Genomic DNA, 14,398 nt, shown 5'->3' on the forward strand with positions numbered 1-14,398 from the left:
TTTCATGTCTCAAACCCACATTAACGTTATTGGAGCTGGTTTGGCCGGCTCAGAAGCTGCTTATCAGATTGCCAAGCGTGGCATTCCTGTCAAACTCTACGAGATGCGTGGTGTCAAGCCAACGCACCAGCACAAGACCGACAAGTTTGCGGAGCTTGTTTGTTCCAACTCTTTCCGTGGTGATAGTTTGACCAACGCTGTCGGCCTTCTCAAGGAAGAAATGCGTCGCTTGGATTCCATCATCATGCGTGCTGGTGAGGCTCACCGTGTGCCTGCTGGCGGTGCTATGGCCATGGACCGTGAGAATTTCTCACAAGCAGTCACAGATGAGATTCACAACCACCCGCTGATTGAGGTCATCCGTGGCGAGATTACAGAGATTCCTGAAGATGCGATTACAGTTATCGCGACGGGACCTTTGACGTCTGACGCCTTGGCAGAAAAAATTCACGCGCTTAATGGTGGCGACGGTTTTTACTTCTACGATGCGGCAGCACCGATTGTCGACAGCTCGACCATTAACATGGACTTAGTTTATCTCAAGTCCCGTTATGATAAGGGAGAGGCTGCCTATCTCAATGCTCCCATGAATAAGGAGCAGTTCACCGCTTTCTATGAAGCTTTAATTTCAGCTGAGGAAGCACCGCTAAACTCCTTTGAAAAAGAAAAATACTTTGAAGGCTGCATGCCCATTGAAGTCATGGCCAAACGTGGCATCAAAACTATGCTCTATGGCCCAATGAAGCCAGTTGGTCTGGAATATCCAGAAGATTACAAGGGGCCTCGTGATGGCGAATACAAGACTCCGTACGCAGTTGTGCAACTCCGTCAGGACAACGCAGCAGGTAGCCTTTACAACATTGTTGGCTTCCAAACTCATCTCAAGTGGGGCGAGCAGAAGCGGGTCTTCCAGATGATTCCAGGACTTGAAAATGCTGAGTTTGTCCGCTACGGCGTTATGCACCGCAATTCCTACATGGATTCGCCAAACTTATTGGAACAGACCTTTGCGACCAAGAAAAATCCAAATCTATTCTTTGCAGGTCAAATGACAGGAGTTGAAGGCTATGTCGAGTCTGCCGCCTCTGGCTTAGTTGCTGGTATCAACGCTGTTCGCCGTTTCCGTGGCGAAGAGCCAGTCATCTTCCCGCAGACCACAGCCATCGGAGCTCTGCCATTCTACATCACCCACACCGAAAGCAAGCACTTCCAGCCTATGAATGTCAACTTTGGTATCATCAAGGAGCTGGACGGACCGCGTATCCGCGACAAGAAGGAGCGTTACGAGGCAATAGCAGAGCGTTCCCTCAAAGACTTGGAAGAGTTTTTGACGGTTTAAGCCGATAGTTTTCCGACGAAAAGTATCGGGAAAACTTGGATGGTAGATGGTAAACTGATAGGGAAAGGGGAAGTTGATGATAAAAGAGTTCAATGCAACCGTACGTTACCTAGAGTCCGTTTTAGAAAGCGAAATCGATGAACGGGAATTTTTGCGCATATCAGGATATTCCGTTCCCATGTTTAGTCGTCTCTTTTCGATTCTGACAGATATGTCCTTGTCAGAATACGTTCGGTTACGAAAGTTGACGCGAGCTGCTATGGACATTCGTGAAGGACAGGCAAAGATTATAGATATAGCCCTTAAATATGGGTATGAATCTTCGGATTCTTTTGCCTTTGCCTTCAAACAATTTCATCAGATTTCTCCTAGTCAAGTGCGTAAGGGGTTGCCTTTTAAGGTCCTCTTACCCTTGCAACTATCATTAACCATCCAAGGAGGTAAAGAAATGGAGGTTCGTATTGAAAAGAAGGCTGGTTTTACAGTTGCTGGACTTCTTCGCACAGCAATCAGTAACGAAGTGTGTCCGCAGGTATGGGAAGACTTGTTCAAGAACCATACTTATGAAGAGTTAGCTGCTCTAGGAAGTGGGCAGTCCTTTGGAGTTTGTACATTAGCTCAAGCGGACGAGACGATTAATTATATGGCTGCTTATGATGTCACAGATAGTGAAAAAGCGACTAAGTTAGGCTTAGAACTTCTTGATGTTCACGAAGCTGACTATGCTATTTTTACCCTAACAGGTCCTGTTCCTCAATCTATTCATGCAGGATGGCGTTATGCGCTAGAAACTTTTTTTCCTGAACACGGCTATCGCCATTCAGGTGCACCAGATTTTGAGTACTATTTTGAAGGAGACATGAGTTCCCCAGACTACCAAATGGAACTCTGGATTCCCATTGTGAAAGCATAATGTACAGGACACCTTCGGGTGTCTTTTGTGTTATACTGGGATTAGAAAAGCGGAGGAAAAATACGATGCACCACGATACTTGGAAGGGAATTATTCTGCAGAAACAAGGTCTGTTGAAACCCCTGTCTGTTCAGCAAATCTGCCAAAACCTCAACGGTTTGCAGGCTCAGTTTCAGCCCTATGTTCATGTCGGATTTCGTAACCGTATGACAGCGGAGGATTTTCATGAGGGGAGCTGGCAGGAGGAGCTGACTCGTCAGTGGTCCATTCGGCGAACGGTTCATGCCTATCTCAAGTCGGAAATTTCTCTCTATATCCACGAGGGGCGGCTGGCCAGCACCGACTATCTCAAGATAGAAGGACGGGACGGTTTTAGTCCTCAGACCAAGCAGAAATATCACCAGCTGATTTTAGAAGCCCTTGAACAAGGTCCCATGACCCGTGAGGATCTCAAGGTCCTTTGCCGAGGGGAAAAGATGACACAGGAAGAGGAGAAGCTGGTCTTTAATGCCTGGGGCGGTCTCTTTCGCTACATGGTCGAGCGTGGGGAAGTCTACCAAGAGTACGGTGCCAAGCGTTTTCATCGTCTGACAGACTTTCAGCCACTTTCTCAGGAAAAAGCAGAGCTGGAAATCGCTCGACGGTATTTTGCAGGTTTTGGGCCAGTCACCCTAGCCGATGCCCGTTACTATTTCAAGGAAAATAAATCTACGGTCCTAAATTGGATGGAGCAATTAGATTTAAAAACCGTTGAGGTAGCAGGGGAAGAACGCTTTTATCTGGGAGAATTAGAAGAAGCCGCCCTACCTGACTGCCTCTTCATTGCAGGCTTTGACCAACTTTTGCTAGGTTATGAAAAGAAAGCTAATCCTTTCTTTAATCCCAAGCATATCCGCCAGATTTATACACTGACTGGCATTGTCAAACCCGTTGTTTTCTACAAAGGACGACTAGTTGCGACCTGGAGACGAGATAAGGGCAGGATTGAACTGTCTATCTTTGAAAACCTGACCAGTCGGGAACAGAAAGAACTGGAAAACTACAGACAGGACTACGAGGAGAGACTCAAACAAAAAACTAGTTTGTTCGGAAAGTCCGAAAAAATGGCCTAAAATAACAAAATTTTCTGAATATTTCACGAAAACTATGGTATAATACTAGAAATACTGTTTAGAAAGAGATGTATATGAACAAGTCCTATTTTTATTTGGATATGAAAACCCATGAATTAGATGTTCCATTCACTGGTCGAAAGCGTCGTGTCCGTGTCTTATTGCCAAAAGGTTACGAAGAAAATACGGAAACGACCTATCCAGTTGTCTACTTCCATGATGGTCAAAACGTTTTATACAGTAAAGAAGCTTTTTCTGGGCATTCATGGAAGGTCATTCCAACTGTTAAGCGAAATCCTGATATTGCCAAGATGATTATCGTAGCGATTGACAATGATGGTGCTGAACGGATGCATGAATATGCTGCTTGGAAGTTTAGCGAAATGGGCATTCCAGGCATTCAGTTTGGTGGAAAAGGAACCTTGTATGCCGAATTTGTCATGGATGTGGTCAAACCATTTATTGACCAGACCTATCGCACCAAGTCTGACAAGGCCCATACAGCCATGATTGGTTCATCTTTAGGAGGCAACATCACACAATTTATGGGATTGGCCTACCAAGAGCAAATTGGCTGTCTAGGAGTATTTTCATCAGCCAACTGGCTACATCAGGAGGCATTTGACCGCTATATTGAACGTCAAAACTTAGACAAGGACCAACGGGTCTACATCTATGTTGGAACTGAAGAGGCGGATGATACAGATAAAACGCTCATGGCTGGCAATATCAAGCAATCCTATATCAACTCTTCACTGACTTATTGTCGCCAATTGATTGCTGGCGGAGTGGATTTGGACAATATCGCCTTGGAAGTCGTTTCAGGTGCGGTCCATAGTGAAGAAGCTTGGGCAACTTATTTGCCAGATTGCTTGCGCTTTTTAAGCGAAAAATGGTAATTAAAAGAATTAGTTAGGAGAAAAAAGATGCACGTTGAATTTTTAAGTCATTGGTCTGGAAATCTTGGCCGAGAAATGAATCTAAATCGTTATGGTCACGCAGGGATTCCTGTGGTTGTTTTCGCTTCATCAGGCGGTTCGTACAATGAATACGCAGATTTTGGTATGATTGAAGCCTGCCGTGGATCTATCGAGGCAGGTCATGTTCAATTTTTCACCTTAACGAGTTACGATAGTGAAAGCTGGTTGGCAGACTGGAAATCTATTCATGACAAAGCAGAAGCTCACCGCGCCTACGAACGCTATGTGATTGAAGAAGCGATTCCCTTTATCAAACATAAAACTGGCTGGTTCGATGGGATGATGACGACTGGTTGCTCTATGGGAGCTTATCACGCGCTCAATTTCTTCCTGCAACATCCAGATGTTTTCACAAAAGTTATCGCCCTTTCAGGTGTCTATGATGCTCGTTTCTTCAACAACAATCAAGATTATGGCAATGATGATGCTGTCTATCAAAACTCACCATCTGACTACATTTGGAATCAGAATGACGGTTGGTTTATTGACAAATACCGTCAAGCTGATATTATCGTTTGTACCGGTTTGGGCGATTGGGAACAAGACGGTCTGGACTCATTCTATAACCTAAAACGTGCCTTTGAAGAAAAGAATATCCCAGCTTGGTTTGATACTTGGGGAACAGATGTGGCCCACGACTGGGTGTGGTGGAGAAAGCAAATGCCATTCTTCCTTCATTCTATCGGACTATAAGCTAGAAAGGACTACCTATGAATTATCTCGTTATTTCACCTTTTTATCCAGAAAATTTTCAACCATTTACCATTGAATTGGCAAAAAAAGAAGGCGTTACGGTTCTAGGTATCGGGCAAGAACCTTACGATCAATTGCCTGAAGAACTTCGTAATGCCTTAACAGAATACTTCCGTGTCAATGATTTGGAAAATATTGATGAAGTCAAGCGTGCAGCTGCATTCTTGATTTACAAGCATGGCCCTATTGACCGTGTAGAATCCCACAATGAGCATTGGCTTGAAAATGATGCCGCACTCCGTGAACAATTTAATATTTTCGGAGCTAAGCCAAGTCATCTTAAAAAGACAAAATTCAAGTCTGAAATGAAGAAATATTTTTCCAAAGCAGGTGTTCCTGTTGTTCCAGGTATGGTTGTCAAATCGGAGAAAGACGTTGATAAGGCTGTTAAGACAATTGGTTTTCCAATGATTGCCAAGCCTGACAACGGCGTTGGGGCATCCGGTACCTTTAAACTCACAAAGAAAGCAGATTTGGAAACCTTTAAAGAAGCTTGGGATGGTCAAACAGCCTATTTCTTTGAGAAATTTGTCAACTCAAGCATTATCACAACCTATGATGGATTGGTGGACAGCAAGGGAAATGTTGTTTTCGAAACAGGCTTGACCTATGTTCATACACCATTTGAATTGATGCAAAGCAAAAAAGATAATGCCTACTATATTGAAAAAGAATTAGATCCGAAATTAGTAAAATATGGTCGTGCGATTATCAAAGCCTTCGGTATGAAAGAACGTTTCTTCCATATTGAATTTTTCAAGAACGGAAAAGATTACATCGCGATTGAATACAACAACCGCATGGCAGGCGGTTTCACAGTTGAAGCCTATAACTATGCACATTCTATTGACCTTTTCCGTGATTACGCAAACATTGTAACAGGTGGTGATGTTGAAGAGAGACGATTCGATTCACAATACTGCTTGGTCGCAACTCGCCGAGATACAACTGATTACGTTCATTCGGCAGATGATATTTATCAGAAATTTGCTGATAAGATTAAGACCGTTAAACGCATGCCCGACGCCTTTGCAGAATTGCAAGGCAACGATGCCTACCTTCTAGTGACTGAAAGCAAGGAAGAGTTAGACGATATGATTGCCTACATTGGTCTAACAAAATAAAACTAACTGTAAGACACCAGAAATGGTGTCTTTTTTTCTTTCCTTACAAAGCTGTAAGTTTTTTAATCAGAACTGTAAGTGAGTACAGAAAGAATATTTTCTATAATAGACTCATAAGAAATAGAAAGAAGGAAATCATATGTCATTCAAATTTTTACAAGCAAAGAGAATAGAAGAAAAAGTATTCTCAGAAAAAGAAAAGGCTGAACTCATGGAACAAGCCTCATTCTTAGAAGAGCTCGCCCATGATTTGCAAAGTATAAGATTTATGGCATACTAGAGGGAGGAAACTATGAAAAAGAAAGTATTTGGTTTGCTGGCTTTGGGCAGTATAATGCTAACCGCTTGCTCTTCCTCTTCAGCAGGTCTTAGCTTTGATGAGGGCTATCAAACCTTTCATTATAAGGGAAAAGACTATGCCGTTAGCAAACAGGAAGTTGCCGAAGATAGTATTCAAGGAACAGAAGTTAAGTTTATGGAATGGCCTGTTATCAAAGAAGAAGGGGCAGTGAAACAGACAGTATCCTTGAATAATCTTTACACTACTTCTAACAAGGAATGGGCCATCGGTGTCCAGGATGGTTATTATAAGGTGGATTTAGAAGATAATATTGCTGAATCAGACCGAATCGACTATCAAGCAGTTCTTGACCAAGTTGATTTAGACAGTGAATAAGGAATTAGGAGTAACTATGTTATTAGAAATCAATCATTTAAACAAAGTTTACAAAGACGTTACCACTGTTGATATTGAAAAGATTACTGTACGAGAAGGAGAAATCTACGGCTTTCTTGGACCAAATGGTGCAGGTAAGACAACTACGATGAAAATGATTCTATCACTTGTCACTCCGACTTCAGGTGAAATTTTTATTAATAAAAAAGACATTCGAAATGACAAAAAATACCTAAATCAGATTGGATCTATGATAGAAGAACCGTCCTATTATCCTAATTTAACTGGATATGAAAATTTATTAGTGTTTCAAAAAATGGTGGGATTTGATAAAAATAATATCTGGCCGACATTGGAGCTCGTTGGATTAGCTGATGAAAAAAATCGAAAAAAATTAGTTAAGGCCTATTCTCTTGGTATGAAACAGCGACTTGCCTTAGCATTTGCTTTAGTGAAAAAGCCGAAAATCTTATTATTAGATGAGCCCACAAATGGTCTTGATCCAGCTGGTATTCATGAAATTCGTGAATTAATTGTTCAATTAGCCAAAGAAAAAGGTCTGACTGTCTTTATTTCCAGTCACATTCTTCCGGAAATTGAACACATTGCAGATCGAGTTGGGATTATCAATCATGGTCGTCTTGTCTATGAGGGAGAAATTGAAGCTATTAAGTCAAATACTTGGATTGAAATTGGCGGTGATTTTTCACAGAAAAATATTGTTCAGACCTTAGTTGAACTTGGAACGGTAGAAATTTTGAGTGCATCCGAAAGTCAAGTAACTTTAAGGGATTTGGATAACGATCGGTTAGCAGATCTGGTGAGCTATTTAATAGAAAATGGATACCGAATATTCCGAGTGGTTAGAGAAAGTGAAACTCTTGAAGATATTTTCCTAAATCTAACAAAGGAGGCGTAAGATGAATGGTGTTTACATTGAATGGCTAAAAAGTAGACGAACAAAATCTATTTCAATTGTCATTATTTTGATGTTGGTTGCCACACTTTGGAATATTGCAACTTTTATCTCTGCTTTCTCTTCACATCCAGAGTTAAGAATGGCTGGAACCTTGTTTAGTAATCAGAATGTCAATCTACTTATGTTCCCGATTGCAGTTTGTGTGTTTGCTAGTCGAATTGTAGGGAATGAACATGAAGGGCAGACCTTTAAACTACAAATAGCTAATGGTCAAAGCCTAACAGCCATTTTTCGTGATAAATTCTTTTTTATGCTGGTTTCCTTTGTTATTATGTCTGCTATCGAAATTATGATTATTTATCTTTTCGGAACACAGGCAGGAATCTCTATTTCTTTGCAGATTATTGGTATTCAGTTTATTGGGCAGATACTTGCAATATTTTCATTGATTTGTCTTTATCTGACCTTGGCCATGATTCTTGAAAAACAGGGGATTCTGCTAGCTCTAGGACTTTTAGGTGGTTTTCTAGGAATTATCTTAAACCCAAAAAGTTATGGTTTTACCAGTTTACTTAACCCAATCACTGGTTCAGGAAGTCTTGCGCCTTATAAATATCAATTTCTGGGTGATGGCACATTTACCTATAATTTAGATAGTCAGTTGCTTGAGAAAATCGTCTGTTATGCCATTTACTGCTTGATACTCTACCTTTTGGCGGTTCTAATATTAAGAAAGAAAGGTAACTAAGATGAAAGATTACTTCTTAGCTGAGTGGACAAAAACAAGGAAAATTCAATTATTAGTCATTGGGATTGCCTTTTTGAGTTTCTCTAGCATGATAGGATTGGGTATCTATTTTGCTAATCGTGATGTTTTGATCGACGGAACTCAATCTTTGGTTCTGTGGGGACAACTGACCTTTTACAATAGTACCTTACTTTATCCTCCTATGTTAGCCATTATTGCAGGTCTCTTACTAGTTCCTGAATTTGAGCGAAAAACTCTTGACATGCTAAAGGCTAATCAAGTTTCTATGAGGAAATTATATTTAGGAAAATTAATGAGCAGTTTTCTTCTTATTCTTCCAGTTCAATTCTTATTGCTGCTGATTTTTTTAGTTGCAGCAAAAATTGACGGCATTTCATTTGACCTTAGTTTAGCCACACATGTTAAATGGATTGCTTTATCGCTTTTGTCTTCCTTTCCAATTATTACACTCCAATCATATATCACTGTAAAAACTCGAAATTTCAGTAAGGGAGTCGGTGTTGCTACCATTGGTAGTATGCTTAATTTTGTATTAATTTTTATCAATGAAAGTTTTACGGAATTTTTCCCTTACTCTCAACCGATGATTGGATTACGGAGTAGGGCATTGCAAGATATGACATTTTTAGAATTTATCTTATTTATTACAGTGAATATTGTGTTTAGTTTTATTTTTTATCAGTTAACTATCAAGAATTTGGAAAATAGTAAATAGAAACCTTTTACAATTTTATGTATTTCTTTTATAAAGCTGATAATTAGAAACTCAATTTCATGGGATTTAGTGCCAAAGAAAATTAGCTATGCTAAATCAAGTTAATTTATCCAAAGAAAACAATTAGGAGTTTATATGTTATTAGAAATCAATCATTTAGAAAAAGTTTACCGCACGCGCTTTTCAAAAGAGGAAACTCGTGCCTTGCAAGATGTGGATTTTAAGGTAGAAGAGGGCGAGTTTATCGCCATCATGGGTGAAAGTGGTTCAGGTAAGACGACTTTGCTCAATATTCTAGCAACCTTGGACAAGCCAACTCGTGGCTCTGTTCTTTTGAACAATCAAGATATTACCAAAATCAAGGAGAGCGAGCTGGCCGATTTTCGCTTGCGTAATCTTGGCTTTGTCTTCCAAGATTTTAATCTCTTGGACACCCTGTCCATCCAAGACAATATCTTTTTACCTCTGGTATTGGCACGTACTGGCTATGAGGAAATGGAAAAACGTTTGAAAGTTTTGGCGCCAAAACTGCGGATTCAAGATTTGCTGAAAAAACGTCCTTTTGAACTTTCTGGTGGACAAAAGCAGCGCGTGGCCATTGCCCGTAGCTTGATTACCCAGCCACAGATTGTTCTAGCGGACGAACCGACAGCTGCCCTTGATTACCGCAATTCGGAAGACTTGCTGAATTTGTTTGAAGACATCAACCTAGACGGACAAACCATTCTCATGGTGACCCACTCAGCCAACGCAGCCAGCCATGCCAAACGGGTTCTTTTTATCAAGGATGGTCGGATTTTCCATCAGTTGTACAAGGCAGGCAAGAGCAATCAAGACTTTGCCAAGGAGATTTCGCTCAACATGTCTGCACTTTTAGGGGGTGAGTAGATGTTTTACCTCAAACTTGCTGGGCAAAATATCCGAAAATCCATGGGTGTTTTTGCTCCATTCGTTTTAGCCAGTCTTGTGCTATTTACTCTGATTTGTTCCATGTTCTTACTCATGCTAAGTCCAGTTATGGAGACCATGGGCTCTGGTGCCGTTTCTATCGGTCTTGGTGTTGTTGTTCTGACCATTTTCTCGGTCATTATGGAGATTTATAGTTTTAATTTCCTGATGAAACAACGGGCGAGGGAATTTGGTCTCTATAACATGCTGGGGATGAACAAGAAAAAAGTAGCCTTGATAGCCAGCCTAGAATTGATGATGATATTCTTACTGGTTGTGGTTCTTGGTTCTGTCTTAGCTGGTGTGTTCGCAAATGTTCTCTACTTGATTTTTGTCAATCTAACAAATTATAGTGATTTGCATTTTGGAATAGCTCCTCTGGCATTTGTCCTGACTGCCTTTCTCTTTGCAGGGATATTCTTTATCTTGGAATTGCTGGCTATTCGGACTATTGGCAAGACCAGTCCGCTGATTTTGTTCCGAGCTAGTGAAAAGGGTGAGAAGGAGCCACGTGGGAATCTCCTCTTGGCTGCTCTCGGTGTCATTAGCCTAGGCGTTGGCTACTACCTATCGCTTTCATCGAAAGCAGCAGGGGTGGCTGTCATCTTTCGTTTCTTCATCGCTGTGCTCTTTGTTATTGCGGGGACCTACTTGTTCTACATCAGCTTTATGACTTGGTATTTGAAGGCACGGCGGAAAAACAAAGGCTATTTTTACACGCCAGAGCATTTCATTACCACGTCGCAGATGATTTTCCGTATGAAACAGCATGCAACTGGTTTGGCAAATATTACCCTCTTAGCAGTCATGGCCTTTGTGACCATTGCAACAACGACTTCACTTTATACTGGCATGTCAAGCATGACAAGTGGTCTTTATCCAAAGGAAACATCTATTACCTACAAAGTTGCGGATAGAAGTCAGGGTGAAAGTGCCTATCAGCAATCGGTGCTCAGCCATTTTCCAGAAAAAGCGGAAGATAGTCTGTCCTACCTGACCTACCAAGCTGGTCTGGTCTATGACGGTGGGAAGGAGATTGTCATTAGTCCAGAAACCATTGCCAATCCAGACTTTAGCAAAATAGCCTTTACCTACTTCGTCACCCAAGATGATTTCCGGAAGTTGGGCAATGACCTGCCAGAGCTTGCTGCCAATCAAGTGGTCTTTATGCGTCCGAGTGAAAAACCATTGCTGAAGAAGCTTGTTTTGGGCGATCATACCTTTGAGAATGTAGCCAATCTTGACCAGGCTATTTTCCCAGACATCACCAATACGCTAAATGCCGCCGTTATGGTAGTCAGTGATGACACTGTATTGAATACTGTTCGTGAGTATTATGAGTCCAATAATCCGCAAGGCTATCAGGTTAGCCTGGACTACCGTGTCTTTACCGACTTGACTGATGAAGAGGTTACTTCAATTGGTGAGCAAACTGGGGACTCTTATAATATCAACGATGCAAACGGAGAATTCCTAGGATATGCTATGCAAAAATCCGATTTCAACAATTTACTGATGGGCTTTAGAGGCGGTTTCCTCTTTACAGGTTTCTTGCTGGGAATTAGTTTCCTACTGGGTGCAGCCTTGATTATCTACTACAAGCAGTACTCGGAAGGGCATGAAGACAAGAAATCCTACAAGATTCTACAAGAAGTGGGCATGAGTGCAACAGCAGTCAAAAAGACCATTAACTCGCAAACACTTACGGTCTTCTTTATGCCACTAGCTATGGCGACCTTGCATTTCGTGATTTCTCTTGTTATGCTTAAGCAAATGCTATTGACCTTTGGTGTCACCTCTTCGCTTATGATTTATACCGTCAGCGGAATTACCCTACTGGCAGTCGCTCTGATTTACTTTGTCATTTACAAGTGGACCAGTCGCACCTATTACCGCATTATTGAACGGTAGAAGAAGTCTCGCCTTGTGCGAGATTTCTTGCTTTTTCAGGGGAATGGTGTTACAATGGTAATACCAAAGGAATACTCGAAGAGGTGAGAAAATGGCAGCTATTACATTGAAAGTTTCTGAGCAGGACAAGCTCTTTATGCAGGCTATGGCAAAGTTTGAAGGTGTCAGTTTGTCAGAACTCATTCGGACTAAAACCCTTGAAGCCCTTGAAGATGAATATGACGCCCGCGTGGCAGATATTGCCTGGGCAGAATACCAAGAAGACTTGGCCAATGGCATTGAGCCGATAACACTAGAACAAATGGCTGAGGAGTTGGGCATTGAGTTATAAGGTTATTTTGTCTGCTAAGGCTCAAAAGCAAATTCGAAAGTTGGATAAAAATGTTGCAAGTTTGATTTTGCGGTATCTTTATAAGCATATCAACGGGTGCGACAACCCCAGACAGTACGGAAAAGCCTTGACTGGCAATCGTTCTGGGCAATGGCGATACCGTATCGGCAATTATAGGGTCATCGTCAGTATTGAAGATGACAAATTGATCGTAACAGCCCTTGAAGTCGGGCATCGGAAAGAAATATATAAATAGAAAGCCAAGACCTGTGTCCTGGCTTTTGCAGAATGAAGATGATGAAAAAAGAGAAGATTTATATTGTTGAAGATGATGAGATGATTGTCCAACTCTTGAAGCAGCATTTGGGTAAGTCTTATCAGGTGGACAGTGTGCAGAATTTCCGGGCAGTCAGTCAGGAAGTTGCGGAACTCAAGCCAGATCTGGTCCTCATGGATATTAGCCTGCCTTATTACAACGGCTTTTACTGGACGACGGAAATCCGTAAAACCATGACCATGCCCATTATTTTTATCTCTTCTAGCGATGATGAGATGAATGCGGTCATGGCTATGAACATGGGTGGCGATGATTTTGTGTCTAAGCCTTTTTCACTGGGAATTTTGGATGCCAAAATCGGAGCCTTCTTGCGTCGGGTTAATCAATTCAGCAAATCGAGCGAATTGTCTATCGACCAGTTCCAGCTTAGTTTAGACGGACGATTTACAAACAAATCGGAACAGGTTCAACTTTCACCTACGGAAACCAAGATTTTGTCCGCCTTGCTAGAAAGACAAGGGCAGATTGTTAGTAAAGAGGAACTCTTGGAAAAACTCTGGGAAAATGAAGAATTTATTGACCAGAATACGCTCAATGTCAACATGACCAGACTGCGTAAGAAGGTGAGCGAGGTCGGTTTTGAACGTATTCATACCGTTCGTGGCGTGGGGTACTTGGTCAAATGATAGCAAAATTTATCCGAGAATACCGTAGTTTTTACTTCTCCTACATTGTTCTGGCTACTAGTTTTATCTTGCTTTTCTTTCTCTATCAACTGCCCACCGAATTCCTGCAAAACGCTCTGCTATTGTCCCTAACCCTCTTAATCCTACTGACAGTGGGCCTTTTCTGGAAGTTTCACAACCGCATGAGAGCCTTGGAAGACTATGTCTATGAAGAAGCTCTGCCCCTGCTTAATAAGCCTGTGGACCTTGCCTATCTCAACTTGATTGAAGCGGAGAAGGAGGCGACGCGGGAGCAGCTCTTGGATTATAAGTCACGAGAAGAGGACCTGCAAGCTATGGTCAAAATGTGGTCCCACCAGATGAAAGTGCCTCTTGCTGCCCTGTCTTTAATGAGCCAGACTGATAATCTCAACCAGCAGGATGTCAATCACCAGCTCTTACGCTTGGACAATTATATGGCAAATCTCCTCAATTACCTCAAACTGACCAACCATGCCAGTGATTTTCGATTTGAGCAGGTGGAGGTAAGAGAAGTAGTTGTGGACTTGGTCAAAAAATACCGCAATCAGTTCTTGCAAAAAGACATTTCAGTGACCATCGATGGAAATTGGTTACTGAAAACCGACAGAAAATGGCTCAGCTTTGCCCTATCGCAGATACTCGATAACGCCCTCAAGTACAATAAGACTGGTGGTAAGGTAGCCATTGAATTGAATGGGGGAATTTCCATTTCCGATACGGGAATTGGGATTCTGGCAGAAGACATTCCTCGCCTGTTTGACGAGGGATTTACAGGTTTTAATGGTCGTGAACACCAAAAAGCGACAGGATTTGGCTTGTATCTGACCAAGCGGGTCTTGAATCAGTTGGAACTAGCTATTTCCGTGGAAAGCCGAGTAGACGTCGGCACCACAGTAACCATCACCAAAGTACAGTAGAAGCTGT

The 14,398-nt window shown here is 41.7% G+C and carries 17 protein-coding genes; all 17 read left to right on the forward strand.

Annotated elements, in window-relative coordinates; translation table 11 throughout:
* Nucleotides 1-4: 4 nt before the first annotated feature.
* The 17 genes from trmFO (at nt 5) to SST111_RS08180 (ending at nt 14,391) form a co-directional block, all read left to right on the forward strand.
* Complete coding sequence (gene trmFO / locus SST111_RS08100; RefSeq protein WP_099810569.1) at nt 5-1,339, forward strand: methylenetetrahydrofolate--tRNA-(uracil(54)-C(5))-methyltransferase (FADH(2)-oxidizing) TrmFO; 1,335 nt, start codon at nt 5-7, stop codon at nt 1,337-1,339.
* Between the two features lie 76 nt (nt 1,340-1,415).
* A complete protein-coding gene (locus SST111_RS08105) occupies nt 1,416-2,252 on the forward strand; it encodes an AraC family transcriptional regulator (RefSeq protein ID WP_172014829.1) in 837 nt (278 codons plus the stop codon).
* Between the two features lie 65 nt (nt 2,253-2,317).
* On the forward strand, nt 2,318-3,364 hold the full coding sequence (locus tag SST111_RS08110; RefSeq protein ID WP_099810571.1) for a DNA glycosylase AlkZ-like family protein: 1,047 nt from the start codon (nt 2,318-2,320) through the stop codon (nt 3,362-3,364).
* A gap of 74 nt (nt 3,365-3,438) precedes the next feature.
* Nucleotides 3,439-4,263 (forward strand): alpha/beta hydrolase, encoded by an 825-nt coding sequence (locus SST111_RS08115; RefSeq protein WP_099810573.1) that lies wholly within the window; start codon nt 3,439-3,441, stop codon nt 4,261-4,263.
* Nucleotides 4,264-4,290: 27 nt separating this feature from the next.
* The gene (locus tag SST111_RS08120) at nt 4,291-5,037 is read left to right on the forward strand and encodes an esterase family protein (protein WP_024376612.1); all 747 of its coding nucleotides are present in this window, start codon (nt 4,291-4,293) and stop codon (nt 5,035-5,037) included.
* 17 nt (nt 5,038-5,054) lie between these two features.
* Nucleotides 5,055-6,221 carry an ATP-grasp domain-containing protein gene (locus SST111_RS08125; RefSeq protein WP_099810575.1) on the forward strand — a complete coding sequence of 389 codons (1,167 nt, stop codon included), beginning with the start codon at nt 5,055-5,057 and terminating at the stop codon, nt 6,219-6,221.
* 139 nt (nt 6,222-6,360) lie between these two features.
* Complete coding sequence (locus tag SST111_RS08130) at nt 6,361-6,501, forward strand: hypothetical protein (protein ID WP_032497991.1); 141 nt, start codon at nt 6,361-6,363, stop codon at nt 6,499-6,501.
* A 12-nt stretch (nt 6,502-6,513) separates the two neighbouring features.
* Complete coding sequence (locus tag SST111_RS08135) at nt 6,514-6,897, forward strand: NisI/SpaI family lantibiotic immunity lipoprotein (RefSeq protein WP_099810578.1); 384 nt, start codon at nt 6,514-6,516, stop codon at nt 6,895-6,897.
* Between the two features lie 16 nt (nt 6,898-6,913).
* The gene (locus SST111_RS08140) at nt 6,914-7,816 is read left to right on the forward strand and encodes an ABC transporter ATP-binding protein (protein WP_099810580.1); all 903 of its coding nucleotides are present in this window, start codon (nt 6,914-6,916) and stop codon (nt 7,814-7,816) included.
* 1 nt (nt 7,817) lies between these two features.
* Entirely contained in the window at nt 7,818-8,564 is a 747-nt protein-coding gene (locus tag SST111_RS08145; protein ID WP_099810582.1) for an ABC transporter permease, read from the forward strand.
* 1 nt (nt 8,565) lies between these two features.
* The gene (locus SST111_RS08150; protein ID WP_099810584.1) at nt 8,566-9,300 is read left to right on the forward strand and encodes an ABC transporter permease; all 735 of its coding nucleotides are present in this window, start codon (nt 8,566-8,568) and stop codon (nt 9,298-9,300) included.
* Nucleotides 9,301-9,435: 135 nt separating this feature from the next.
* A complete protein-coding gene (locus SST111_RS08155) occupies nt 9,436-10,188 on the forward strand; it encodes an ABC transporter ATP-binding protein (protein ID WP_099810586.1) in 753 nt (250 codons plus the stop codon).
* Nucleotides 10,189-12,159: an ABC transporter permease gene (locus SST111_RS08160; protein WP_024378629.1), complete on the forward strand. Its 1,971-nt coding sequence runs from the start codon at nt 10,189-10,191 to the stop codon at nt 12,157-12,159. It abuts the gene before it with no gap.
* Nucleotides 12,160-12,250: 91 nt separating this feature from the next.
* Nucleotides 12,251-12,490 (forward strand): type II toxin-antitoxin system RelB family antitoxin, encoded by a 240-nt coding sequence (gene relB / locus SST111_RS08165; RefSeq protein WP_015646833.1) that lies wholly within the window; start codon nt 12,251-12,253, stop codon nt 12,488-12,490.
* Complete coding sequence (locus SST111_RS08170) at nt 12,480-12,746, forward strand: type II toxin-antitoxin system RelE family toxin (RefSeq protein WP_024378630.1); 267 nt, start codon at nt 12,480-12,482, stop codon at nt 12,744-12,746. Before relB ends, SST111_RS08170 begins: the two co-directional genes overlap by 11 nt.
* A 38-nt stretch (nt 12,747-12,784) precedes the next feature.
* Nucleotides 12,785-13,453, forward strand: coding sequence for a response regulator transcription factor (locus tag SST111_RS08175; protein ID WP_180274044.1), 669 nt, complete (start codon nt 12,785-12,787; stop codon nt 13,451-13,453).
* On the forward strand, nt 13,450-14,391 hold the full coding sequence (locus tag SST111_RS08180) for a sensor histidine kinase (protein WP_099810590.1): 942 nt from the start codon (nt 13,450-13,452) through the stop codon (nt 14,389-14,391). Before SST111_RS08175 ends, SST111_RS08180 begins: the two co-directional genes overlap by 4 nt.
* Nucleotides 14,392-14,398: the final 7 nt, after the last annotated feature.

Origin of the sequence: Streptococcus suis YS161, assembly GCF_002760245.1 — a bacterium.
Lineage (GTDB): Bacteria > Bacillota > Bacilli > Lactobacillales > Streptococcaceae > Streptococcus > Streptococcus suis_I.